Source organism: Xylanibacter ruminicola Ga6B6 (assembly GCF_000687715.1).
GTDB lineage: Bacteria > Bacteroidota > Bacteroidia > Bacteroidales > Bacteroidaceae > Prevotella > Prevotella ruminicola_B.
Genome location: NZ_JHXD01000003.1, coordinates 46,867 through 72,494, shown reverse-complemented (window position 1 = coordinate 72,494; position 25,628 = coordinate 46,867). Strand labels below are relative to the sequence as shown.

23 protein-coding genes and 5 tRNA genes are annotated in these 25,628 nt (G+C 47.3%); 5 read left to right on the top strand and 23 right to left on the bottom strand.

Translation table 11 applies throughout. The features are described 5' to 3' along the window. Window positions 1-44: 44 nt before the first annotated feature. From rplL to T500_RS0103015, 19 genes are all read right to left on the bottom strand, one after another. Window positions 45-425: a 50S ribosomal protein L7/L12 gene (rplL, locus tag T500_RS0103105; protein WP_028906905.1), complete on the bottom strand. Its 381-nt coding sequence runs from the start codon at window positions 423-425 to the stop codon at window positions 45-47. 48 nt (window positions 426-473) lie between these two features. Continuing rightward, window positions 474-989, bottom strand: a complete 516-nt coding sequence (gene rplJ / locus T500_RS0103100) for a 50S ribosomal protein L10 (protein ID WP_013064077.1) — start codon at window positions 987-989, stop codon at window positions 474-476. A 20-nt stretch (window positions 990-1,009) separates the two neighbouring features. Then, complete coding sequence (gene rplA, locus T500_RS0103095) at window positions 1,010-1,702, bottom strand: 50S ribosomal protein L1 (protein WP_028906904.1); 693 nt, start codon at window positions 1,700-1,702, stop codon at window positions 1,010-1,012. Window positions 1,703-1,724: 22 nt separating this feature from the next. Beyond that, window positions 1,725-2,165: a 50S ribosomal protein L11 gene (gene rplK / locus T500_RS0103090; RefSeq protein WP_013064963.1), complete on the bottom strand. Its 441-nt coding sequence runs from the start codon at window positions 2,163-2,165 to the stop codon at window positions 1,725-1,727. A gap of 95 nt (window positions 2,166-2,260) precedes the next feature. Beyond that, window positions 2,261-2,806 carry a transcription termination/antitermination protein NusG gene (gene nusG, locus T500_RS0103085; RefSeq protein WP_028906903.1) on the bottom strand — a complete coding sequence of 182 codons (546 nt, stop codon included), beginning with the start codon at window positions 2,804-2,806 and terminating at the stop codon, window positions 2,261-2,263. Window positions 2,807-2,821: 15 nt separating this feature from the next. Next, complete coding sequence (secE, locus tag T500_RS0103080) at window positions 2,822-3,013, bottom strand: preprotein translocase subunit SecE (protein WP_013063860.1); 192 nt, start codon at window positions 3,011-3,013, stop codon at window positions 2,822-2,824. A 16-nt stretch (window positions 3,014-3,029) separates the two neighbouring features. Further along, window positions 3,030-3,102: transfer RNA gene (locus T500_RS0103075), tRNA-Trp, on the bottom strand. 86 nt (window positions 3,103-3,188) lie between these two features. Next, window positions 3,189-4,373: an elongation factor Tu gene (tuf, locus tag T500_RS0103070; RefSeq protein WP_028906902.1), complete on the bottom strand. Its 1,185-nt coding sequence runs from the start codon at window positions 4,371-4,373 to the stop codon at window positions 3,189-3,191. Between the two features lie 64 nt (window positions 4,374-4,437). Continuing rightward, window positions 4,438-4,509, bottom strand: a tRNA-Thr gene (locus tag T500_RS0103065). A gap of 7 nt (window positions 4,510-4,516) precedes the next feature. Further along, a tRNA-Gly gene (locus T500_RS0103060) sits at window positions 4,517-4,592 on the bottom strand. Between the two features lie 15 nt (window positions 4,593-4,607). Next, window positions 4,608-4,690, bottom strand: a tRNA-Tyr gene (locus T500_RS0103055). A gap of 95 nt (window positions 4,691-4,785) precedes the next feature. Continuing rightward, window positions 4,786-4,859 (bottom strand) — tRNA-Thr (locus tag T500_RS0103050). Window positions 4,860-4,961: 102 nt separating this feature from the next. Then, window positions 4,962-5,261, bottom strand: a complete 300-nt coding sequence (gene hpf / locus T500_RS0103045) for a ribosome hibernation-promoting factor, HPF/YfiA family (RefSeq protein WP_013063088.1) — start codon at window positions 5,259-5,261, stop codon at window positions 4,962-4,964. 35 nt (window positions 5,262-5,296) lie between these two features. Then, window positions 5,297-6,178, bottom strand: a complete 882-nt coding sequence (xerA, locus tag T500_RS0103040) for a site-specific tyrosine recombinase/integron integrase (protein WP_028906901.1) — start codon at window positions 6,176-6,178, stop codon at window positions 5,297-5,299. A gap of 76 nt (window positions 6,179-6,254) precedes the next feature. Further along, complete coding sequence (rpsU, locus tag T500_RS0103035; RefSeq protein WP_013065274.1) at window positions 6,255-6,446, bottom strand: 30S ribosomal protein S21; 192 nt, start codon at window positions 6,444-6,446, stop codon at window positions 6,255-6,257. A 157-nt stretch (window positions 6,447-6,603) separates the two neighbouring features. Further along, window positions 6,604-8,739: a hypothetical protein gene (locus tag T500_RS0103030; protein ID WP_028906900.1), complete on the bottom strand. Its 2,136-nt coding sequence runs from the start codon at window positions 8,737-8,739 to the stop codon at window positions 6,604-6,606. A gap of 59 nt (window positions 8,740-8,798) precedes the next feature. Next, window positions 8,799-10,262: a hypothetical protein gene (locus T500_RS0103025; protein ID WP_155267409.1), complete on the bottom strand. Its 1,464-nt coding sequence runs from the start codon at window positions 10,260-10,262 to the stop codon at window positions 8,799-8,801. Window positions 10,263-10,638: 376 nt separating this feature from the next. Further along, complete coding sequence (locus T500_RS0103020) at window positions 10,639-11,259, bottom strand: hypothetical protein (RefSeq protein WP_028906898.1); 621 nt, start codon at window positions 11,257-11,259, stop codon at window positions 10,639-10,641. A 121-nt stretch (window positions 11,260-11,380) separates the two neighbouring features. Next, entirely contained in the window at window positions 11,381-11,686 is a 306-nt protein-coding gene (locus tag T500_RS0103015) for a nucleotidyltransferase domain-containing protein (RefSeq protein ID WP_013063788.1), read from the bottom strand. Between the two features lie 419 nt (window positions 11,687-12,105). Here T500_RS0103015 and T500_RS0103010 point away from each other — a divergent pair, with 419 nt between their 5' ends. Next, on the top strand, window positions 12,106-14,451 hold the full coding sequence (locus T500_RS0103010; RefSeq protein ID WP_028906897.1) for a TlpA family protein disulfide reductase: 2,346 nt from the start codon (window positions 12,106-12,108) through the stop codon (window positions 14,449-14,451). Between the two features lie 3 nt (window positions 14,452-14,454). Here the strand turns inward: T500_RS0103010 and T500_RS0103005 are convergent, their stop codons facing one another. After that, complete coding sequence (locus T500_RS0103005; RefSeq protein WP_028906896.1) at window positions 14,455-16,230, bottom strand: aminopeptidase P family protein; 1,776 nt, start codon at window positions 16,228-16,230, stop codon at window positions 14,455-14,457. 153 nt (window positions 16,231-16,383) lie between these two features. Between T500_RS0103005 and T500_RS0103000 the strand changes: the two genes are divergently transcribed. Together T500_RS0103000 and T500_RS0102995 are read left to right on the top strand one after the other, a co-directional pair. Beyond that, complete coding sequence (locus T500_RS0103000) at window positions 16,384-17,370, top strand: malate dehydrogenase (protein WP_028906895.1); 987 nt, start codon at window positions 16,384-16,386, stop codon at window positions 17,368-17,370. A gap of 48 nt (window positions 17,371-17,418) precedes the next feature. Next, the gene (locus T500_RS0102995) at window positions 17,419-17,946 is read left to right on the top strand and encodes a gamma carbonic anhydrase family protein (RefSeq protein ID WP_028906894.1); all 528 of its coding nucleotides are present in this window, start codon (window positions 17,419-17,421) and stop codon (window positions 17,944-17,946) included. A gap of 4 nt (window positions 17,947-17,950) precedes the next feature. On the opposite strand, the gene T500_RS0102990 is transcribed toward T500_RS0102995, so the two are convergent. The 3 genes from T500_RS0102990 to gltX are packed head-to-tail and all read right to left on the bottom strand — an operon-like array spanning window position 17,951 to window position 21,824. Continuing rightward, window positions 17,951-19,057, bottom strand: a complete 1,107-nt coding sequence (locus T500_RS0102990) for a metallophosphoesterase (protein ID WP_028906893.1) — start codon at window positions 19,055-19,057, stop codon at window positions 17,951-17,953. A gap of 14 nt (window positions 19,058-19,071) precedes the next feature. Continuing rightward, window positions 19,072-20,304, bottom strand: a complete 1,233-nt coding sequence (locus T500_RS0102985) for a 3-deoxy-D-manno-octulosonic acid transferase (protein WP_028906892.1) — start codon at window positions 20,302-20,304, stop codon at window positions 19,072-19,074. A 2-nt stretch (window positions 20,305-20,306) separates the two neighbouring features. Further along, on the bottom strand, window positions 20,307-21,824 hold the full coding sequence (gene gltX, locus T500_RS0102980) for a glutamate--tRNA ligase (protein ID WP_028906891.1): 1,518 nt from the start codon (window positions 21,822-21,824) through the stop codon (window positions 20,307-20,309). Between the two features lie 86 nt (window positions 21,825-21,910). On the opposite strand from gltX, the gene T500_RS0102975 reads away from it, so the two are divergent. Together T500_RS0102975 and T500_RS0102970 are read left to right on the top strand one after the other, a co-directional pair. Further along, complete coding sequence (locus T500_RS0102975) at window positions 21,911-23,962, top strand: HD family phosphohydrolase (RefSeq protein ID WP_028906890.1); 2,052 nt, start codon at window positions 21,911-21,913, stop codon at window positions 23,960-23,962. A gap of 175 nt (window positions 23,963-24,137) precedes the next feature. Further along, window positions 24,138-25,622 carry an OmpP1/FadL family transporter gene (locus T500_RS0102970; RefSeq protein WP_028906889.1) on the top strand — a complete coding sequence of 495 codons (1,485 nt, stop codon included), beginning with the start codon at window positions 24,138-24,140 and terminating at the stop codon, window positions 25,620-25,622. The last annotated feature ends 6 nt before the right edge of the window (window positions 25,623-25,628 follow it).

Here is a 25,628-nt window from a genome sequence, read left to right as displayed (position 1 = left end):
CCGACTGGGGAGTCCCTAACCGATTGCTATTTGTATGTAACTGATTACTTCAGCTCAACCTCGGCACCAGCGGCCTCGATGGTCTTCTTCAGGTTCTCAGCCTCTTCCTTGCTCAGACCCTCCTTAACGGTAGCAGGAGCACCGTCTACGAGATCCTTAGCCTCTTTCAGACCAAGACCACAAGCCTCCTTAACGGCCTTTACAACCTGCAGCTTAGCAGCACCGGCTGACTTCAGAACTACGTCGAATGAAGTCTTCTCCTCAGCTGCCTCAGCAGCACCAGCTGCAGCAGGACCAGCGGCAACAGCAACAGCTGCAGCGGCGGGCTCAATTCCATACTCGTCCTTCAGGACAGTTGCCAACTCATTAACTTCTTTTACAGTAAGGTTTACCAACTCTTCTGCAATAGCTTTAATATCTGCCATTTTATTTAAAATTTTAATTGTTTTTAATTTGAATGTTACTTATTTCGCTTATTTGTTACGCTCAGCGATAGCGTCAAGCAGACCGTGAACCTTGCCACCAGCGTTCAAGCCAGAAACAACATTCTTGATTGGAGACTGCAGCAGAGCTACAACCTCGGCGATCAGTTCGTTCTTGCTCTTAATTGCTACGAGCTCATCAAGCTTGTCAGCACCAACGAAGAAGCTCTCCTCAGCATATGCACCCTTCAGGGCGGGGATACCTTCCTTCTTGTACTCCTTGATCAGCTTAGCAGGTACATTAGCTGTCTGTGCGAACATAACAGCTGTGTTACCCTTCAAGCACTCATAAAGTGGAGTGAAATCAATCTCTGAAGCCTCGAATGCCTTCTGGAGAAGAGTGTTCTTCACCACCAGCAACTTAATCTCATTCTTGAAGCACTTCTCACGGAGCTCTGATGTCTTAGCGGCATCGAGACCGGTCAGGTCAACAAGATAGAAATGAGGATATGCCTTCAGCTTCTCTCCAAGTTCTACAATGATAGTATCTTTTACTTCCTTTTTCATTTGTCTAATCTTTTAACGAGTTATTCAACTGATTTAGGATCTACCTTGATACCCATGCTCATAGTGCTTGAGAGGAAGATACTCTTAATGTATGTACCCTTAGCAGCGGCGGGCTTCAGCTTGATAATGGTAGAGATGAACTCCTTAGCATTCTCAAAGATCTGATCTGCGCTGAAGTTGATCTTACCGATTGATGTATGCACAATACCTGCCTTATCAACCTTAAAGTCAATCTTACCCTGCTTAACTTCCTTAACTGCCTTAGCAACATCCATAGTAACAGTACCACTCTTGGGGTTTGGCATCAGTCCGCGGGGACCGAGCACACGGCCCAAAGGACCGAGCTTACCCATGCAAGAAGGCATTGTGATGATTACATCAACGTCTGTCCAACCACCCTTGATCTTCTCGATATACTCGTCAAGACCTACGTAGTCAGCACCTGCTTCCTTAGCAGCAGCCTCCTGATCAGGAGTACAGAGAGCGAGCACACGTGTAACCTTACCAGTTCCGTTTGGCAGCGATACAACGCCACGAACCATCTGGTTAGCCTTACGTGGATCAACGCCCAAGCGTACATCGATATCAACTGAAGCGTCGAACTTAGTGGTGGTAATTTCCTTCACCAGTGCGGCGGCTTCCTTCAAAGAGTATGCTTTCCCTGCTTCAACCTTCTCAGCGACCAACTTTTGATTTTTTGTCAGTTTACTCATTGTCTCTAATTGAAGTTATTAATTATTTACCAGGGAACTCCCCTTCTACAGTGATACCCATACTACGCGCTGTACCAGCGATCAGCTTCATAGCTGACTCTACGGTAAAGCAGTTCAAGTCCTTCAGCTTATCCTCAGCAATAACGCGAACCTGATCCCAAGTTACCTTGGCTACCTTCTTACGGTTTGGCTCAGCACTACCGCTCTTCAGCTTAGCAGCTTCCTTCAGCTGTACAGCTGCGGGAGGAGTCTTCAGCTCGAAAGAGAATGACTTGTCAGTGTAGTAGGTGATAACAACAGGAATAATCTTTCCTGCCTTATCCTGGGTTCTGGCGTTGAACTCTTTGCAGAATCCCATAATGTTAATTCCCTTAGAACCCAGTGCAGGTCCTACTGGAGGTGAGGGATTCGCAGCGCCACCTTTAATCTGTAATTTGATTAATCCAGCAACTTCTTTAGCCATTTCTGTTTGTTATTAATTGAATTTTGTTATATAAGCATCAGGAGTGGAAGCCTCCCTCTACCGATATAGAGAACAGGCGAACCGTAACATTCACCCTATTCCTTTTCTACCTGATTATATCCAAGCTCCAGAGGAGTCTTGCGACCGAAAATCTTAACCATAACTTTCAGCTTGTGTTTCTCGGCATTCACCTCTTCGATAATTCCGCTGAATCCGCTGAAAGGTCCATCTGTTACCTTAACTGCTTCATCCACAGCATAAGGTACACCAATCTCTTCACTCTTTATCTCCGTCTCCTCGGCAGTACCAAGGATTCTGTTAATATCACTCTGCTTTACAGGGGTTGGATTATCCAAACCGCCCAAGAAGCCTAACACATTAGGCATAAAGCGCAGTGTGTGAGCCATTTCTCCCTGCAGGTTGGCCTCTACCAACACATAACCTGGCAGAAACAGCTTCTCTTTTACCACACGCTTACCATTACGCAACTGAGCATATTTCTCGGTAGGCAGCAAAACCTGACCTACGTTTGACTGAAGGAAAGAGTCACGCTTCATCAGAGCCTCAAGGTATTCCTTTACCTTGGCCTCTTTACCGCTAACTGCGCGAAGTACGTACCATTTCATTCCTGACTGAGCCATTTCTCTTGCGTTATATTAACCGGGATAAACCATACTCATTACCGACTTGAACACAAAGTCCATAGCCCATACCACCAAAGCAATAATGAGCGATGCTGAAAGCACCACTACTGCGCTATGAGTCAACTCCTTGCGAGAAGGCCACGTTGTCTTATGTGCGAGCTCGTCGTAACAAGCTTTGCAATAATCGATAAACTTCTTAAACATATTATTTCTTATTTAGCACGGGAAGGAGGACTCGAACCCACGACCCTCGGTTTTGGAGACCGATGCTCTACCAACTGAGCTATTCCCGTAAGTAAGCCCCCGCCCATTAAAAACGGGGGCTTGGCTATATCTAGTTTTAACTAGAATTTCTAGATTTCCTAGAGCTTACTGAGGATTAGTCCTCGTAAACCTCTGTGATCTGACCAGAACCTACTGTGCGACCACCCTCACGGATAGCGAAGCGCAGACCTGGGTTCAGAGCTACAGCGTAGATAAGCTCAACAGTGATCTCTACGTTATCACCAGGCATTACCATCTCAACACCTGCGGGCAGTGAAATCTCACCTGTGCAGTCCATTGTGCGGAGATAGAACTGAGGACGATACTTGTTTCCGAATGGAGTGTGACGACCACCCTCTTCCTTCTTCAGAACGTAGATAGAAGCCTTGAACTTCTTGAATGGCTTGATCTGACCTGGGTGGCAGAGTACCATACCACGCTTGATCTCGTTCTTGTCGATACCGCGGAGCAGCAGACCTACGTTATCACCAGCCTGACCCTCATCAAGAATCTTGCGGAACATCTCAACGCCAGTTACAACTGACTTCTTGTCCTCACCAAGACCGAGCAGCTCAACCTCATCACCAACGTGGATAACACCAGTCTCGATACGACCAGTAGCAACTGTACCACGACCTGTGATTGAGAATACATCCTCAACAGGCATCAAGAATGGCTTGTCAGTTGCACGAGGAGGCTCCTGGATCCATGTATCACAAGTGTTCATGAGCTCCATTACCTTCTCCTCCCACTTAGCAACACCGTTCAGTGCACCAAGGGCAGAACCACGAATGATAGGAGTATCCTCCTCGAACTCGTACTGAGCGAGAATCTCCTGAACCTCCATCTCAACGAGCTCCAGCATCTCCTCATCCTCAACCATATCGCACTTGTTCAGGAATACAACCAGACGGGGAACGTTTACCTGACGAGCGAGCAGAACGTGCTCACGAGTCTGAGGCATAGGACCGTCAGTAGCAGCTACAACAAGAATAGCACCGTCCATCTGAGCAGCACCAGTTACCATGTTCTTTACATAGTCAGCGTGTCCTGGGCAGTCAACGTGAGCGTAGTGACGAGTAGCAGTCTCGTACTCAACGTGAGCGGTGTTAATAGTGATACCACGCTCCTTCTCCTCGGGAGCGTTGTCAATCTGATCGAATGACTTAACCTCAGAGAGACCAGCCTTTGCCAGCACAGTTGTGATAGCAGCTGTCAGAGTTGTCTTACCGTGGTCAACGTGACCGATAGTACCGATGTTTACGTGCGGTTTGGTGCGCACAAAATTCTCTTTTGCCATTTTACTTGTTATTAATTTTGTTAATTATTACGAATTTTCAGTTTCCTCCTTCTAATCGCAAGAGAGCTGTAACTGAGAGTTGAACTCAGGACCTCTTCCTTACCAAGGAAGTGCTCTACCACTGAGCTATTACAGCATGTTCTTGGAGCGGAAAACGGGGCTCAAACCCGCGACCCCCAGCTTGGAAGGCTAGTGCTCTATCAACTGAGCTATTTCCGCAAACATCTCTTGAAGTGGGTGCTGATGGATTCGAACCACCGAAGTCGAAAGACAGCAGATTTACAGTCTGCCCCATTTGGCCACTCTGGAAAACACCCATGTCATTTCCGCTTATTAAGCGAGGGACGACCTTCCCTTTTGTTCTTTCGAACCAAGCGGATTGGCTTTCGCCTACCCTCCTCCTTCCTTCTTGAGCCTCTTGTCGGATTCGAACCAACGACCCCGAGATTACAAATCACGTGCTCTGGCCAACTGAGCTAAAGAGGCTTTTCTAAGCAGCCGTTCTCTGTTTCAGATTTACGACCTGTCGGAAAACGGCTGCAAAGTTACGACTTATTTTTGAATTACCAAAACTTTTTCGAGTTTTTTTTATCTATTTCTCAATTTTTCCTTAAATTTCGTCAATTGAGCCCTCATAGAATCCACGCAAAGGTCAATTCCTTCCTCAAAAGTGTCACATGTCTTGTCTACGAAGAGAGTGGTTCCTGGAACGAAAACCTCAAGACTTGCTTCCTTATTTTGAGCCGTGGCTGGCTTGACTACTTTAAGTTGCACCTCTACTTTCTGTATATCCTCAAACGATTTTTCTAACTTGGCGACCTTCTTTTCGATGAACGCCTCTAACTTCTCGGTAGCGTCGAAGTGAATCGACTTAATCTTAATCTCCATAATTACCTCCTATTTTAGGTTGTTAATAAAAAGGTTCAGGCTCTAGGATGAGCCTCTTTATAAATTCGCTTTAGTTGCTCAAACGTGGTGTGGGTATAAATCTCGGTTGTACTAACACTGGCGTGTCCTAACAAACTCTTGATTGTTTCCAACCCGGCACCATTGTTCAGCATGGCAGTGGCAAAGGTGTGCCTAAGCACGTGTGGCGAACGTTTTTTCAGCGAGGTAACCATCGAAAGATACTTCTTCACGATCTGATAAACCTGACTGTCGGTAATCCGCTGCCCTTTGTCGCTCAGAAAAAGCGCGCCGCAGGTTTCGCCGAATTGTTCGTTGCGAGCAGACTGATACTGCTTGAGCACCTCGGCCAGCTCAGCACCGAAGGGCACTATGCGCTGCTTATTCCTTTTTCCCGTTACTTTCAGTTGTGCCGCATCAAAGTCTACATCCCTATCGTTCAGACTTACAAGTTCCGCACGTCGAAGACCGGCTTCGTAGAATAGTAATAATATGGTACGCGCACGTACATTATTAAAAGAACTATCCCACTCTACGCCGTCTATCAGACGGTCCATTTCTCCTTCGCGAAGGAACTGCGGCAGTGGTTTTGATTTCTTTGGACCTACAACAGCATGCGCTGGGTCGGCCTTAACCAGTTGTCTCTTTAGGGCAAAGCGGTAAAAGGAACGCAGTGCGCTCAATTTCTTATTGATTGTTGAGGCAGAGTTTCCTTTATCCATGAGACTCTCCATCCAGTCACGGATCAGGTCGGCATCAACCGAACCTAAAGAGAGATCATTATCCCTAAAAGTCAGATACGATGCAAAGTCCCTAAGACTTTCTTCGTATGTCTGCACCGTTAGCGGAGATGTATTCCGCTCGTAGCGCAGGTAGTCCAGAAACTGGTTAATCATCATAAAATCGCAACCTTTAGTATTTGGGTACGAATTTACGGAAATTTCTCGAAACTACCAAATTTTCGGGGAACTTTTTTTATTCCTCGTTAGCGCGAAGCTGCTGAACATATACAGCGTGCTCCATCTTCAGGCGCTTCAGTACAGATGGCTTGTCAAACTGCTGACGACGACGCAGCTCCTTTACAACACCTGTCTTCTCGAACTTTCTCTTGAACTTCTTGAGAGCCTTCTCAATGTTCTCGCCTTCCTTTACTGGTACAATAATCATTTGTTTTGCTTTTAATTATTTATGTTAAACTTAATGCTTTCGGGCCCAGTGCCTCGAAAAGCGGGTGCAAAGTTACTGATTTTTTACAAAACTACCAAGTTTTTACACATTTTTTATCAAATTACACGCAAAATACTTGATTTTCAACACCATACCTCTAGCATTTCTGCCAGAGGTTGGTGTCAATCTTCACAATTTTGCCTTCTTTAACCCAACGGTAAATAATGGTCTTTACCACACCCGATTCACCATTTGCCAAACGGAGATTTACCAAATCTTCCTTTGAGAACTCCTTAGACAAAGCATCCAGGTAGCGAATATTACCCTTTGAGGCCTGAGCACTGATAGCGCCATCGCGCAAGGCATCAATCTTATTGCCATAAATCAGCAACTGATAATAGAAACAACGCTCAGCATACCAGATGGCAAACTTAATGGCTCGGTCAGTTTCCTGCCTGCCTTCGAGCAGATAGGCGATGATGCCGGCACGGAAACCATTGAGTGCAGCACGACGACGAAGCACATCGATAGAATATCGTAGTGTCTGCAGATACTCCTGACGCTTACCTTCGTCCCACTCTTCGATGGCCTGATTGATAAGAGGCAGACTTACCTCACCCTCCTCATCCATCAAACAGAGACACTGGCGTTTCACCTTTTCCTCCTCTTCCTTGGTCCACGTCTTAAACTTAGGCATCTTGGCACCTACCATGTCAGGCAGAAGCACAGGCGTTACTCGGCTAACCAGACCACTCTCGGCATCGGCAAAGAAAGCACGGCACTTATTAGGTGTACCACACATCACCATATTATAATAGAGGGTGACCTTACCCGAGAACGAATCCTTCGAAATGCGGTGCTGTCCCCAAGGTTTGTTGTCGTAAGCCAGGCGGAACAGGTCGTTCTTCTCTGTCCACGCACCTCCCTTGTTATTCTTCAGAACAGTCTCAATCTCAGGGGCATAGGTAAACAGATGCTTACCCTTGGCATAGAGAGCACGCTCCAGGAATGCCGACACACCGATGTTAGGTTCGATGATACGAATCTGACTGCAGGGATTCTCCACCTCCTCGCCGTTTTTCTTGGCCAGCGAGTACTCGATTTCCTTCTGCCACTCCACCTCGTCCTGCTTGATGATAGGATCCATCAGCAGTTCGTACTCAGTATCCACGAACGACTTACCAGTGGCCTGAGGCGCCTCGATATCCACGATAAAACTGGGTGAATTCAGCTTGCCGTCGCGATATTTGGCCCTGACACTTGTGGCCAATGTGCCAAGCATAGGCATGGCGGCCATCAGGGTAGCCTCGCGGAATTCTTCAGGAGCATGATCGGAAAGGTCCTGAAGTATGCCAGGCAATTCCTTATCAACAGGAGCTACAAAGGTCTCGTCATCACCATCCTGACCAGCTTCAGCTACTGCTCCCAAGGTGGACAGCACATCCTTCATAATCGAAGGCATATCCGAGGGGCGGGTACTGCCCACAGCGCTTTTGATGGTAGAAATAGTCTCATGGTCAGACAGTCCCCAATGAGGAAGAATTGAGAAAAGCTTCTGCTCGTCGAAATCGCAGATGAAACGCATATAGCGACTCATTGTATAGAGTGCCATATTACGCTCACCTTCGGCTGGAGCATCGCCATATCCCAACTTCAGGAGCAATCCCGATACGATGCTCTCATAAGGAATACCCTTGTAGTTAAGAGATGAGGAAGACGATGCGACAGGTGCAGCTTCACTCTCAGCAACTGGATGGTTTCCAACCTCATACAGCTTCTTCTGCTCCTCGGTAAGAGGCTCGAACACCGCAGGATCGAGAAACCTCACATACTGCTCACTAACCATAAAACAGCATCGGGCCAGGTCGGTAACATGCGAATCGTAACTTACCCCGAGTCGGGCAGCCAGTTTCTGGATATCCTCCTCGATGGTAGCCCCAGGTGTACGCCAAGCCCAGATGTGGGTACCACCTCCGGCACTCTCGGCAAAATACGCAATACGGCATTCGTCTATCAGGTTCTCCGTCCAAACCTTACCCCAGAGCTCCTCAGTCAGACCCTTCTCATCGATGTCGAGGAAGAAAAGTCCCGAAGGTACAGCATCTTCAGCTTTACGGGTTCCGTTGGTAAAACACTCTGCAAGAGGCAGCCATACAGGCAGTTCCTTCTTGCGACTCAAATTCTTGTTCTGCTTCACGTCGGTGAGGATTTCCTCTACGTGATTCTCCGCCAGCAGCTGACGGTAAGCAGCCATGCTCGCCTTGCGAGGCTTGCCGCTAAAAGATGATGCCATTTGTATCATATCGGCGGCAAAGGTCGCAAGGGGTTTTGCACCTTCAAAATGGGATAATTCTAGCTAATAGTGCAATTATTCTTAGAGTTTGCTAACTGGTTATATTTCTGATAGATAGCACTAAAAACTTTTTTCAATTTTTCGTCTTCACTACTAAAACCTTCCTGAATATTCTTTCTGAATGTGTCAACATATCGTACCTCAGTAAGCTTTTGGGCTAAATCGCGGTCGGAATGAGCGCCAAACATTGCACTTTTTTTCATTTCTCCCACCAAATGACAGAAAAAGCGGGCAGTAAACTGATTATTATGCGGACTTTTACGAGTAACCTTCAGGTGAGCAAATATGTTTTCATCCTCTATCAACTCCCTCCACATATTTATATAATGGGGCATCCACTTCTCGTCAAGAAGATTGGCAAGTTTATTGGCAGCATTTATCACAGCCTCGCCTATCTGCTGAACATCGGTGTTTACCAGCTGCTCTTGTCCGAACTTGGTGGTAGGATCCAGTTCGCGGGCAACTTCGCAAAGCGATGCAAGGTGGAAAATGAAATAACGGATTTGCTCATCACCAAGTTGTGCCTCCTGAAAATCCCGGTCGAACGCCTCGCGATCGGCACTCCATTTGGCAAACAGTCCACCAGGTACCTGTGCCAGTTCCTGCAGCTCTTTACTGCGCTCGGCAGCCATCACTTCCATCCACGAGCAGCTATCGTTTACCACCCTGAGTGTATCACGATGTTCTTTCCAATAGGCCTCCCAGGTGTTGCTCTTTCGCACACGTGCCAATTCCTTATCAAGCAGGTTGGCCATTGCCTTGCCTTTACTTCGGTTACTCTTCATAATGCTCACAAGCATTCCTGGCAATAGCATCAGAACCAACAGCCAAAGTACCATAACCTGCATATTGTTGGTTAAACCCGTACCTATCGAATCCATCGCTTGGTGTAATGTTTTAAAATAGGTGGTTGCCAAATCTTTATCCTGCGATGCATCTTTCTCGTTTATACTATTAACAATGGTGGCCATCACTATCAAATCTTCTGGCTTAAGATGCTGAGCACAAACATACATAAAGTATTGCAATGGCGAACTTTCAGGCTGTGCGTTCTTAGCCTCTTGAGGTGGCATAGCAAAATACTGATTCATCATCTGCTGCGAAAGATCCACAAACGATACCGACTTATGCGCTAATGGCTCGCCCAAATAATTACTGGTAAGCGTTATTACCGATTTGCGTAAACTGTTGTTGCACACCATCTTATCGATGCGATCCAGATACTCGGAATATAAAAATGCGCAAGGCATCTTATTCAGCTCGACCAAGGCCGTCATCGTACTCTGCATACGCATGATGGCTGCATAGACTTCAGCCTCAACACAAGTATCCATACCATCAGTCAGTTCCTGTACCAAGCACTCAAGCCGGTCGGCAGCCACCTGCCAATGACGGCACACCTGAACCGTTAATTGCTCAGTGCGCTCGTCGTCAACAATCTTTTTAATTTCTTCGGTCTTCATACTCATTTCATGTTTATCGGTCACATGGTCACAGCTGTGACCATGTGACCATTTTATCCTTTTGATTATTTGTTTTTATTCGTAATTATCTATTTATCAATAAGTTAGTCACAACAAAACATCACATCTTCCTCACTGCGGTCACATGGTCACAGCTGTGACCACGTGACCATTACACCGTGAAGTAGTGCAGTTGCGAATACTAATAGATGAAGGTGCGAATATTAAACCTAGCAAGTACAAAACCTAAGGCAAACAGGTACAGAATGCCTGTTTAAATATCGTTTGCCTATACTCAAACGATTGTGCGCCTATACGCAAACAACTGTTCGACTATACCCGATTTCAATCGCACTCCAGCACCATCGTCATCTATTTATATCTCTGTATAGATGTGCTCCTTGCCACGTGGTGTCATCAGCAGTTTAGGATTGTCGCCCTTGGACCACTCCTGCAGTTGTTTACGAGCCGAATAGATAGTAAGCCCTGTAATGTGGGCAAACATGCCAGCAGTAATATAGCCGTTACGCTGCAAACAGTCGCGCATCGTCTGTTCCAGTTTATCCTTATCGGCCAGTATCTCCTTGGTGTCAGGGTTATGATAGCGACGAAATCCGTCGAGCCACTTCATAATCTCCCTTTCCCAAAACTTGCCAGGGTTATACTCCACGCCCTCAAGCCTTACATCGCGATCTTTCACCTGGTCGGCATCAGTCAACTGTTTAGCCAGCGACAACTTTGGCGCAAACGAACCTATAGGTGTATCAATGCGATAGCCCTCGGCCAGGAATCTACCCGCTGCACGCACAAAGGCATCCATCACCCTACTTAGTTCGCCATACCGCAGATAGTTCATCCGCTCGCAGTAGTCCTCGAGCTGCTTCATGTTCAGCTTCATTCCGCTTTTGGGACGGACATATACTATGTTTTGTCCATCTTCGCCCTTTACTGGGGTTCGATGAACCTCATACCACATTCCACTTTCTTTTCTAGGCATATACTTTAGCTTTTTAGTATCTGCTGCAAAGGTACACTTTTTTATTGTATTTTACCAACAATCCACCTTATTTTTTTATAAAAAAGCGGCACCTCGCAGTGATTGAGGTGCCGCTTATGATCTATGCTGCTTCGTAAAATATCTGCCCTACTCTATCGATATGGTCGCCTATTGGTGTACCTTTCTTTTTATTGTAATCAAGCAGATCGATGGAGTACAGGAGTTCCAAATCATCAATCTCGCACAGAATGGTTAGTATCTGATTATAATCAACACCTTCGCCAATCACAGCCAGATCGATATCTGAACCTTCACGATAAGTTCCTTTCGACCGAGAGCCGAAAATCAGAACTTTCTTGATGTTCGCATGCCGACGAAACACATCTTGCAGTTCCTTAATAACAGTATCGCTTAGTCCAAATTTCATGTCTGTTTATAATCTTCGTTTTGTGAAAGCACGTTCAAATCTTCATCCAGTTTTTTCAACAGACCAAGAACCTGTCGGCCTCAGTCACCTCAACGAGTCTGCCACATGCCTTATGATAGTTAGCATATCGCTGAATCCATCTTTTATCTTTCTGCTCATCCATTTCTGAATTCCGTTATTTGCGGGCAAACATACAATGATTTTTCCAAATTAGCAAGCAAACACAACAAAATATGCGAAAAAACGGCAGGTATTCTTCCATCCGAAAGCAGCAATTTTTGAGAATTTTGCAATTTTGTGGCAAGAAAAAATCACCAAAGCAGAGATGTTCTTAAAATACATATAATTCTTCTATTTATTTTTTGAGGAATGGACAAAAACGTTTACCTTTGCATCCACTTAAGAAAAAATAATTAAAAATGAAGAAACTTTTATCAACTATCGTGCTGGCTATAACCTGTGTGGCTGCGTTGGCGCAAAAATCCAAAGTGTGGGATGATGTCATTACTGGTTATTGCAACATTCCCGTTATCGATATAACCAAAGTTACGTTTACGCCAGATAGTACCGAAGTGTGCATGCGGCTTAGTTTTCGAGCTGGCAAGCAGTTTGGATTCACCAGTGGCACACATCTGAAAGTAGGTACTCAGCAGTACGCCGTCAAGAACGCAACCGTTATCAAACTCAACGAGGGTTACACCATGCCTACTGATACGGTAGACTTCTCGCTGATATTTAATCCTGCACCACTCGGCACCACGCGGATGGATTTGATTGAACCCGCAGGTTTAACGTTCTCGAACATTCATGGAGCTGGCGAGATTCCTGATGGCATCATTGATACCTATTGGCGCAACAATGCTACAGGCGATTGGCTGATAGGTTTTGCTGTCAACCACGTGATATATAATAATAAGGTGTGGGATATCGCCACGCTGACAAACAATAAGGATGCTTACACCATTGCCCTTACCGATGGGCCAATCATCAAGGTAGGAAAGTTAAAGAAGGGTAAGCGCACCATCGGTATCGACCAGCAAAAGGGCATCGTATGTAGTCCCATCACCACAGCTACTATGCCCGATTATCCTACAAAGGATATGCGCAAGGGATTTGTAGACAACGGTTATCGTACAGGCGACAGCGTAACCATCGTTGGCTGGCTGAAAGATATGCCAGAACAGGCTTGGAAACAGAGTGGAGAGTTTGAAGCAATCATCAGTCACCTCATCATCGACAATCAGGAAAGATATACCACAAAACTCGACTCGCTGGGGCGTTTCACCCTGCGTTTCCCATTGGTCAATTCGTCAGACGCCTTCCTTGATCTGCGCCGTTCTTCTGTTTCACCAGTACTTGAGCCTGGCAAGACCTATTTCTTCCTCAAGGACTTTAAGACTGGACAAGAGTTGTTTATGGGCGATGATGCCCGCTTGCAGAACGAACTTGCTGCCTGTCCTGCAGCATGGGGTTATCGACGCATCAATCAAGGCGAGGATGCGATGCAGTTCAAGACACGTATGGATGGCATCTGTGAGGCGATGAAGGCTGAGATACAGGAGAACATTGCAAAGCGCCCCAATCTCTCGCAACGCTATATCGACTACGTGAATGGCTTGTGTTTGGCTGGTCAAGGAGAATCGATGATGCAGGCACGTTTCGTAGTGCCTGGCAAAGAATTGCCAAAGGAGTATATGGATTACGTCACCACGCAACTATGGCAGAAAATGCCTAAACCCTATACACTCTTTATGCCCTTCTCAACCTTTATGCGCGACTATCTCGACCAAGTGGTAACAGAGCGTCATGGCGTAAAAATTGATCGTTACACCATTACCTTGCCCGAAGGGGCCTATCCCACCATTCTGCGCCGGGCTAAGGCTGACGGCAGGGTGTCGATTACCGACGATGAGATAGCCCTTGTAGAGCGTTATGCAGAAGCATATCGTAAGGAGTATGCTGCTCAAGCCCAAAACCAGAAAATAGATAGTCTTAACATCAATATTAGCAACAGCTACTCTGAGCAATATCATGCCATTATGGAGCGCCCTGATGTAAAGGCTGTGATAGATGAAGAGAGTACGTTGGTTGATATCTACTACCAGCTAGAGGCTGTAAAATCAACGAATCCTGACCCAGCTTTGATAGACTTGGCCTTGGCTCACAGATTCTATTGGACGCTCAACAGCTTCCGCAAGTCATTAGCCACCGCTGCGCTGAACTTTGCGCTGCAAGAAATAAAGTTGCCTGCTGCACTCGATATTGTGAAGACAACAAACGACAAGTACATAGCCCTTGAGCATCAAGATTTGGCTAATGCAGCCAGCCTGCGTCCATCTACCGATGTGGAGAATATGACCGATGGCGAGAAGATGCTACGTAAGATTATCGAGCCATACAAGGGGCGCGTTATCTACCTCGATGTGTGGGGCACATGGTGCGGACCATGTAAGCAGCGGCTAAAAGACTCGTGGAAGGAGAAGGAGGCACTCAAGGATTTAGATATTGTATACCTCTATCTCTGTAACGGCAGCAGCGACGAATCGTGGAAGAATGTCATCAAGGAGTATAACTTAGCAGGTCCCAACTGCGTTCATTACAATCTGCCCAAAGAGCAGCAGAGTGCCATCGAGCGTTACCTGAACGTACAAGGCTTTCCCACCTATAAAATCATAGACAAGCAAGGCAACATCCACGACCTGGATTGGCTCCACGCTGACGACATGGAGGCATTCAAACAGACTATGGAAAAGTTCTGCAAGTAATTATTATATCTCCTTGCAAGCATCTTTTAGCCATTCTTTTTCTTCATCATCGAGATGGGGTGAAAGGGTGGCTAAAACATGCTGGTGATATTGGTTGAGCCAAGCGATCTCTTCGTCTAACATCATCTCTTTCACAATCGGCGTGGTGTCGATAGGACAGAGGGTGAGACTCTCGAACTGCAGGAACTGACCGAACTGGGTTTCCTTGTAAGGAGTAATAAGCAGGGTATTCTCTACGCGAACACCAAACTTACCCTCGAGATAGATACCAGGCTCGTCGGTAATGGTCATACCAGCCACAAGGGGAGCAGGTTTCCACTCCATACGGAACTGATGAGGACCTTCGTGAACATTCAAATAGGTGCCTACACCATGACCTGTACCATGCAGATAGTTAAAGCCCTCGCGCCACATGGCCTCACGAGCCAGCACATCCAATTGGGTACCGCTGGCACCGCTAGGGAACTTACACAGCTCGATCTGGATATGACCTTTAAGCACCAAGGTATAAACGCGCTTCTGCTCCTCAGTCAAAGGGCCGAGGGCAATGGTGCGGGTGATATCGGTAGTACCATCAAGATACTGAGCACCGCTATCCAACAACAGGAAGCCCTCGGGCTTCAAGGAGATATCGGTCTCTGGGGTTGCCTCGTAATGCACAATGGCTCCATGAGCCTGATAACCAGCGATGGTATCGAACGAGATATCACGATAGAGCGGTTGTTCGGCACGGAGCGAGGTGAGCTTCTGGTCAATAGATATCTCCGTCTGTCCACCTGCTTCAACGGCAGGTTTCAACCAGTACAAGAATTTCACCATAGCGATACCGTCTTTCAGCATCGCTGATTTAAAACCCGCAATCTCTGTAGGATTCTTGACAGTCTTCATACGCTTAACAGGTGATTCCACCTCAACAATCTCGCGAGTAACCTGTTTGTAAAGCGTATAGTTTACCTCATTGGGATCGAGCAGGATATTATACTCGAAATACGCCTTCAAGCCTTTAGCCACATCCTCGTAAGGTGCCACCTCTACCCCCTCGGCTTTAAGATAAGTTTCAACCTCGGACGTTAGCTTCACCTTATTAATATATAAGGTAACATTTGTAGACGAGATAAGCAGGTAACTCACGAACACAGGATTGCAATGCACATCGGTGCCACGCAGGTTCAGCGTCCAGGCAATATCGTCGAGCGCCGACATCAGCATACCATCGGCATGTTTTTCGCGCAGGGCCTTGCGGATACGGGCAATCTTTTCATGACAGCTCTCACCGGCATACTGCAATGGAAAAATCTCGACAACATGCTCTGGGATAACAGGGCGATCGGTCCAGATCTGTGCCAACGGATCGAGATTAGTACGCAGCGTGATGCCACCCTGGTGGCGAAGTTCGGCAATCAACTCCTTCACCTCGTTAGCAGAGTTCACCATACCATCCAGGCCCACTTCGGCACCAGCGCCACACTCCTTACCAATCCATTCTGGGATGGTAGGCGTACCGGGCATCTTCAGTTTCATCAACTGGAACTCGGTGCCACGCAACTGTTCCTCGGCCGCAATGAAGTAGCGTGAATCAGTCCACAAGGCAGCCGAAGTCATCGTAACCACAGCCGTACCAGCCGAGCCGTTAAAGCCACTGATAAACTCGCGCCCTTTCCAATGATCGGGCACGTATTCGCCCTGATGAGGGTCGGTACTTGGAAAGATAAACGCAGCGAGATGTTCGCGTTTCATCACCTCGCGCAATGCTTCTATTCGTTGATTTACTGTCATCATCATCGTGTTTTGTAATTTCGAGATTACAAAGGTACAAAATAACTAGCAGAAAATCACATGATTAACACAGATTAATAATAAAAAAACGCTATATATGAGTCTTTTTTCGTAACTTTGCAGCACTTTAAAAATAACAATAATAAAAATACAATTATGGCTTTTTTAACTAACGAGAAATTGGTGATTGTTGGTGCCGGTGGTATGATTGGCTCTAACATGGTACAGAGTGTGTTGATGCTGGGCTTGACTCCCAACATTTGTTTGTATGATATCTATGAGCCAGGTGTTCATGGTGTATATGATGAGATGTGCCACTGCGCTTTCCCAGGTGCAAACATTTCTTACACTGTAGATCCTAAGGAGGCTTTCACTGGTGCTAAGTACATCATCTCTTCAGGTGGTGCTCCACGTAAGGAGGGTATGACCCGTGAGGACCTGCTGAAGGGCAACTGCCAGATTGCAGCCGACTTCGGTGAGAACATCAAGAAGTACTGCCCAGACGTTAAGCACGTGGTAGTTATCTTCAACCCCGCTGACGTAACAGCTCTTACAGCTCTGATTCACTCAGGTTTGAAGCCCAACCAGCTGACCTCTCTGGCAGCTCTCGACTCTACCCGTCTGCAGCAGCAGCTGGCTCAGGAGTTCGGCGTACAGCAGGACAAGGTTACTAACGCTTACACCTACGGTGGTCATGGTGAGCAGATGGCAGTATTTGCCAGCAAGGCTCTCATCGACGGCAAGCCTCTCTCAGAGCTTTCTCTCTCTGACGAGCGTTGGGCTGAGATCAAGCACATGACTACTCAGGGTGGTAGCAACATCATCAAGCTCCGTGGCCGTTCTTCATTCCAGAGCCCTGCATATCAGGCTGTTAAGATGATTGAGGGTGCTATGGGCGGTGAGCCTTTCAAGTGGCCTGCTGGTTGCTATGTAAACGCTTACGGCTTCAAGAACGTTATGATGGCTATGCCTACTGTTATCGACAAGGACGGTGTACACTTCACTGAGCCCGAGGGCACAGCTGAGGAGATGGCTTCACTCCAGGCTTCTTACGAGCACCTGCAGAAGATGCGCGACGAGATCATCAGCCTTGGTATCATCCCCGCTGTTGAGGATTGGGCTAAGGACAATGCCAACCTGTAATCAGTTGACAATTGATAATTGACAATTGATAATTGATAATTATCAGGTATGGCTCTAATAAAAACATATCGCGGTCTCGCTCCCAAATGGGGGCGAGATTGTTATTTTAGTGAGAACGCTACGATTGTGGGCGATGTAACGATGGGCGATGAGTGCTCGGTGTGGTTTAATGCGGTGGTGCGCGGCGATGTAGCACCTATCACTATTGGCAACTGCACGAACATTCAGGATGGCAGTTGTGTGCATGTAACCCATGAGACAGGTCCTACACATATCGGCAACTACGTCACCATCGGGCATAACGTAACCGTTCATGCCTGCACCATTCATGATAACGCCTTGATTGGTATGGGCAGCACCCTGTTGGATGGTTGTGAGATAGGCGAAGGCTCGATCGTAGCTGCTGGCGCCTTGGTGCTGCAGAACACCAAGATTCCTGCTGGCGAGATCTGGGGCGGCGTGCCTGCCAAATACATCAAGCCCGTACGTCCAGGACAGACGGATAATGCCAAGCACTATGTAGCCTACTCCAAATTCTATCTGGAGGAGGGCGAAACAGAACCTACAAAATTCTAAGTATTTACTTCAGCGTAGCTACTACATACTCACTCTGGGTTCCAATGCGGAACTTTCCACCCCAGATGCCTATGCCCGACGAGACATAGAACTGGGTTTTGCCACGCTGGTGGCTACCCCAAGAGCATTCGTAGATACGATCTGTAATCCAAGAAATTGGCCATACCTGTCCACGATGGGTGTGGCCACTTAATTGAAAGTCGACACCCGCCGCCTCAGCACGATCCAAATTATAAGGCTGATGATCGAGCACGATGGTGTAGTGTTGGGTGTTGGGTGATAGGTGACGGGTGTTGGTTATTAGTTCTTTGATAGGTTTGCGGCGCATGTTGGTACGATCGTCGCGACCAATGATAACAATGCTGCTATCAATAACGGCAGCCTCGTCAATCAACAGGTGGATACCTGCATCCTTATAAAACTGTTTGGCACCAGGCACACCCGAATAAAACTCATGATTACCTAAGCAGGCATACACGGGGGCTTTCAAGCGACGAAACTCCTGAGCCATCTGCTCCTCCTGCACAGGGCGCATACTACCATCGATAATATCACCTGCTATCAGGATAAAGTCGGGATTCTCAGCATTCATCATATCCACCCAGCGCGCCAGCTCCTTTCGCGGATTGTGATAGCCAATATGGAGATCGCTCGCCATCACTATCTTATATTCCTTCGCAAGTGGCTTTGCCGACTTTAAATCAAGCGCTACACGCTCCTTATGATGGTAATGCAGATTACCATACACAAACACGCCCACCATCAGCACCAAGATGCCAAGGGCAGTATATCCGTTTTGGTAAAGAATTGACTTGGGCACCAGACGAACCAACCGGCCCAAGTCGAGTACCAGGAAAATCATCACCAGATAAAGCAAAACAAACAATGAGGATGTACCAATCTCGTAAGCCCAGCGAGCCGTAAACAAAGGCATGCTATCAAAGGCGCGACGGAAATTCAGGAACAGCATTACAAAACTCAGTACGCCAACAGCGATAACAAGCCCTTTGAGCCAAGCCTGCACGGGCATCATCACCCAGATGTGCCATGCCAGATAGCCGATAGCCAAGAATGGTAATAACAGGAATAGTATCATCCACATAGTTTTCATGCTTTACAAAAAAATTACAGAGCGACAGACGAGAGTACCTTCTGTGTGGCACCCGACTGGCCCTTTACAAAATGACCAGCCTTTTGGCCCTGCTCCTGCAGGTAGGCAGCATCGGCAGCAAAGCGATCCATCTGTGCAGCAAAATCTTCGTAGCTGCTAATCTCGAAACCACCGCTGGTCTTCAGTCCCTGAGCCTCCTGGAACTTCTGGTTGTTGGGACCAAAGAATACGGGCACATCCCAAACAGCAGCCTCCAACAGGTTGTGGATACCAACACCAAAACCGCCACCGACATAAGCCACATTGCCATAGTGATAGATGCTCGACAGCAAGCCGAAGCAGTTGATAATCAACACATCCTGCTTATCTAGATTTTCTAGATTATCTAGCCCATCTAGAGTGGTATAGCGGATGACCTTGCGACCTTCGAGCAGTTTTTCTATCTGCTGCAAATGATCCTCGCCAATCACATGAGGGGCGATAATCAGTTTCCAGTTCTTATGCTCATTAAAGTATTTAATGAAAATCTCTTCATCGGGAGGCCACGACGAACCTGCCACGAACACCAGAGGAGCATCCTTCACGAATGCCTCAACAACAGGCAGTTGCTTGGCAGCCTCTTTAATCTGCAGCACACGGTCGAAGCGGGTATCGCCCACCACGGTAGTATCGGTGATACCAATCTTGGCCAAGAGTTCCTTGCTGATCTCGTTCTGCACAAAGAAATGAGTGAAGCAATTAAGCACGCGACCATACTGGCGGCCATACCACTTAAAGAACACCTGCTCGGGACGGAAGATGCTCGACACGCTATAGACAGGTACACCACGATGCTTCAGAATATGCAGGTAGTTGTACCAGAACTCATACTTGATGAAGAAAGCCATCACAGGACGTACGGTACGCAGGAAACGACGTGCGTTGGTGATGGTGTCGAGTGGCAGATAGGTGATGATATCAGCACCCTCGTAGTTCTTACGCACCTCATAACCTGAGGGCGAGAAGAATGTGAGCAGAATCTTGTATTCAGGATGATCCTTGCGCAGCTGCTCCATCAAGGGGCGTCCCTGCTCAAACTCACCCAGCGAGGCAGCATGGAACCACACGTACTTGGCATTCGGATCTACCTTTTCGCGTAGAATCTTGAATGCCTCGCGCTCGCCACGCCACATTTTACGTACCTTCTCATTGAAGCGGCTATAAATAGCCACTCCAAGAAGATACAGATATATGACAAGGTTGTAAATCATTAGCCCAGTACTTCAATCGCACGTTTCATTCTGGCGATGGTCTCCTCCTTACCCAGGAAGGCAGAGATATCGAACATGCCAGGACCCTTACCCTCGCCAACGAGAGTGAGTCGCCATGCGTTCATTACATTACCCAGCTTATACTCCTTCTGCTCAACCCAAGCGTGTACAATCTGCTCCTGATTCTCGAGCGAGAAGTCGTCGATACCCTCAAGCACACCGATCAGTTCGGTCATCACCTGAGCACTATCTTCCTTCCAACGCTTCTTGGCAGTCTTCTCATCGTAGGCTGTAGGAGCCTCGAAGAAGAACGAGCAAAGTGGCCACAACTCGTGAACAAACGATACACGATCCTTCATCATCTCGGTAACCTTGAGAACACGCTCTGAAGTCTCGTTAGGACAATGCTCTTTCACGATAGGCTCGAAGAGAGCAGCAATCTCCTCGTTGCTCTTCTTCAGAATATACTCGTGGTTGAACCAAACAGCCTTCTCGAAGGCGAACTTGGCACCAGCCTTTGAACATTTAGAGATATCGAACAGAGGAACCAGCTCATCGAGTGAGAAGATTTCCTGCTCAGTACCAGGATTCCATCCAAGCAGAGCCAGGAAGTTGATAACAGCCTCTGGGAAGTAGCCATCCTCACGATAACCGCGAGAAGTCTCACCACTCTTAGGATCCTTCCACAGCAGTGGGAATACAGGGAATCCCAGACGGTCGCCGTCACGCTTCGACAGTTTACCCTTACCATCGGGCTTGAGCAGCAATGGCAGGTGAGCAAACTGAGGCATGGTGTCCTCCCAACCGAAAGCACGATACAACATGACGTGCAATGGAGCAGATGGCAACCACTCCTCACCACGGATAACATGCGAGATTTCCATCAGATGGTCGTCAACGATGTTAGCCAGATGATAGGTAGGTAGCTGGTCGGCACTCTTATAAAGCACCTTATCATCACAGATATCGCTCTTCACACGTACCTCGCCACGAATCAGGTCGTTAACCAGGATCTCCTGACCAGCCTCAACCTTGAAGCGAACCACATACTGTTTACCCTCGGCAATCAGCTTCTCAACCTCTTCCTTAGGCATGGTCAGCGAGTTATGCATCTGACCGCGGGTATGACAATCGTACTGGAAGTTCTGAATCTCAGCACGCTTAGCCTCCAACTCCTCTGGGGTATCGAAAGCAATATAAGCCTTATCGGCATCCAGCAACTGCTGAACATATTTCTTGTAAATATCACGACGTTCGCTCTGGCGATAAGGACCTTTGTCGCCACCAAAGCTAACACCTTCATCAAACTTGATACCGAGCCACTTGAACGACTCGATGATATACTCCTCGGCACCTGGTACGAAACGGTTACTATCGGTATCCTCGATACGGAAAACCAGATCACCACCATGCTGCTTGGCAAACAGATAGTTATACAATGCTGTGCGCACACCACCAATGTGCAAAGCACCCGTTGGACTGGGTGCAAAACGTACTCTAACTCTTCTTTCTGACATAATCAATTAAAATTTGTGTGCAAAGTTACAAAAAAATTGAGAGTTTTTTCGTATTTTTGCACCATAATTGCATAAAATACGTAGAAATGAGTAGTTTTAACATTAAAAACGACCTAACTTGGCGTGATTTCCTCATTCGTTTGGGTCTGATCATCATAACTGTTGCCATCATCGTGTGGATGATGCCACGCAGCAGTCAGCATAATTTCAAGATCGAAAAAGGCCGACCCTGGATATATACCGACCTGAAAGCGCCATTCGACTTTCCCATCTACAAGAGTGATGAAGCCGTGAAGGCCGAACGCGACAGCATCATGAAGCAATACGAACCGTATTACATCATGAACAGCGAGATTGTGGGCAAACAGGTGCGCCAGTTCTCAAAAGACTACTCAAACGGCATTCCCGGACTGCACAACGATTACATCAGCATTATCTCAAACCGTCTGCACCGTTTGTACGAGCAGGGTATCATGAGCAATTCCGACTATGCCAAGATCAGCAAGGACACCTCTCGATTTGTACGTATCGTCAGCGGTAAGAACGCCACCAGCCTACAAATCAGCCATGTATACTCGGTGGTATCGGCCTACGAGCAACTGTTTCAGGATCAGACACTTGCCAAGCATCGTGAGGTACTGCAGAAATGTAACCTAAATGACTATATCACCCCCAACCTCACCTACGACAAGGAACGCAGCGAGGCCAGTTTGAACGACCTGCAAAACAGTATTCCGCTGGCCAGCGGACTGGTACAGCGAGGCGAGAAGATTATCGACCGTGGTGATATCGTCGACGGCAAAACCTACAACAAACTGCTATCGTTCCAGAAGGAGATGGAGCGTCAGAATGTGGATCAGGAGAAGATTCGCCTGAACATCATGGGACAGTTGCTGTACACAGCCATCCTGATTGCCTGCTTTACCATCTTCCTCACCCTGTTCAGAAAAGACTACTTTGAGAAGGTACGATCTACCACCATGCTGTATGCACTCATTGTGCTGTTTACGATTATTGCCTCGGCGATGGTAGAGCACAGCGTACTACATGTTTATATCGTACCATTTGCGATGGTGCCCATCTTCATCCGAGTGTTCATGGATTCGCGAACAGCCTTTATGGCCCATTCTACAATGGTTCTTACCTGCGCCTGCTTCCTGCAGTACCCGCTGGAGTTTGTAGCCGTTGAACTGGTAGCCGGATTGGTAGCCATCTTCTCGCTGCGCGAACTGTCAAGTCGTTCACAGCTGTTCTGGACAGCCGTATCGGTAACCTTGGCAGGAATTCTTACAAACCTGGCACTCGACTGGATTCGCATCAACGACATTTCGAAAATCAGTTATAGCGAATACAACTACCTGATTATCAACGGTGTATTGCTATTCTGCTCATATCCCCTACTCTATGTCATCGAGAAGGCCTTCGGCTTTACATCTAATATCACGCTGATTGAGCTTTCTGACATGAACAAGGTCGTGCTGCGCAAGATGAGCGAGGTTGCCCCAGGCACTTTCCAGCACTCTATTCAGGTAGGAAACCTGGCTGCCGAGATTGCCAACAAGATTGGTGCCAAGAGTCAGTTGGTGCGTACTGGTGCACTGTATCATGATATTGGTAAGATTGTTAATCCTATCTATTTTACCGAAAACCAGTCGGGTGTAAATCCACACGAGAAGATGAATCCTATAGACAGCGCCCAGATGATTATCAGTCATGTTACCGAGGGAACCAAACTGGCCGACAAGTACAACCTGCCCGATGTGATCAAGGAATTTATTACCACCCACCACGGACAGGGAAAAACCAAGTACTTCTACGTACAATATAAGAATGCTCACCCCAACGACGATGTCGACGACCTGCTGTTTACCTACCCTGGTCCTAATCCGTTTACTAAGGAGCAGGCCATCCTGATGATGGCCGACACCGTAGAAGCCGCCTCGCGCTCGCTGCCCGACTACACAGAAAAGTCGATTCGCGAACTGGTTAACAGACTGATTGATGCTCAGGTGGCCGAGGGTTACTTTAAGGAGTGCCCCATTACCTTCCGTGATATTGCCTATGCCAAAACCGTACTGATTGAGAAGCTGAAGACCATCTATCACACCCGTTTGAGCTACCCTGAGCTGAAAAAGTAAATCCATTTATGCACAAAACCACCCAAAAGTGTGCAAAAACCTGCACACTTTTGCACATTTGTGCAGGTTTGTGTGCAATTTTCGTTAAACAACGTTAACTTTGTGTGCGTAAACATAAGATTTTAAAACATTCAGTATACCTTTGCAGCCGATTTTGAAAAAAAGTGTTTAAATTATGAAAAAGATGAATGTCTTGCTGGCCAGTCTGATGCTGACAGCAGCTACAACAACAGCCACAGCAGGTGGCATCTTAACCAACACCAATCAGAGTATCGACTTTTTGCGCAACCCTGCGCGAGATGCAGCCATCGGTCTTGATGGAGTATACAGTAACCCCGCCGGTGTAGCCTTCATGCCCGAAGGTTTCTATTTAGGTATCAACTGGCAGTATGCTCACCAGACCCGTACTATCGAGTGCAACAATCCGCTGTTTGCCTTAGGTAAGAAGAACAACGGTCAGAGCACCAAGACTTTCGAGGGTATTGCCGATGCACCATTTATCCCCTCAATCCAGGCCGCTTACAACAAGGGCAACTGGAGTTTGCAGTTCAACTTCTCAGTTCCTGGTGGTGGTGGAGCCTGTGAGTTCCAGGACGGACTGGGTTCGTTCGAGAGCGTTGTTGGTGGCATTGCCAACCAGCTGAAGCCTCTGGGCGCTACCGGTTACGATATGGATGGCTACATGCAGGGCCGTCAGTACTACTTTGGTTTCCAGCTTGGTGCTGCCTACAAGGTCACAAAGGATCTGTCGGTTTACGGTGGTCTGCGTGTGCTTTACGGTACAGCTACCTACAAGGCAAAGATCAGCAACATCATGGTAAACACCGCTAATGGTTACCTGGACTTCGGTAGTTTCCTGCAGGGTGCAACAACTACCGTTGATGCAGGTATCAGCAAGGTTAACGCAGGTATAGCCCAGTATCAGGCAGCAGGTGTTGACGTTCCTGCCGAGCTCACAACTCAGTTGGCCCAGTTAGAGGGAACCAAGCAGAGCCTGAACTCACTGCAGAAATACTCACAGGGTGTAAACCTGCTGTGTAACCAGTCGAGCGTAGGTGTAGCTCCTGTTATTGGTATCGACTGGCGCGTAGGTAAGTTCAACTTCGCTGCTAAGTACGAGGCTAAGACCGAGATTCACATGAAGAACGAGTCGACCGTTAACGAGGCCAGCGAGATTCCCGCTATTAATAAGTTCCGCGATTCTGAGAAGATTGACGAGGACTCACCTGCACAGTTGGCAGTTGGTGCCATGTGGAGCATCAGCGACGACTTCCGTTTGAACGTAGGTTATCATCACTTCTTTGATAAGGACGTAAAGTGGTATAACAATACTCAAGACCTGCTGGGTGGCGGTACTAACGAGTACCTGGCTGGTGTAGAGTGGGATTTGACCGACAAGCTCACCATCAGTGGTGGTGGTCAGATTACCCGTTATCAGCTTACCGACGAGTATATGAACGATATGTCGTTCGTAGTAAACAGCTACAGTTTAGGTTTCGGCTTTAACTACAAGGCTGCCGACAACATCACTCTGAAGGCTGCTTACTTCCAGACCAATTACGGTCACTACGATCGTGTTACTTCAACCGAGCCACTGATCAGCGACTCATTTACACGTACCAACCGCGTACTGGGTATTGGTTGCGAACTGAATTTTTAAGTATTT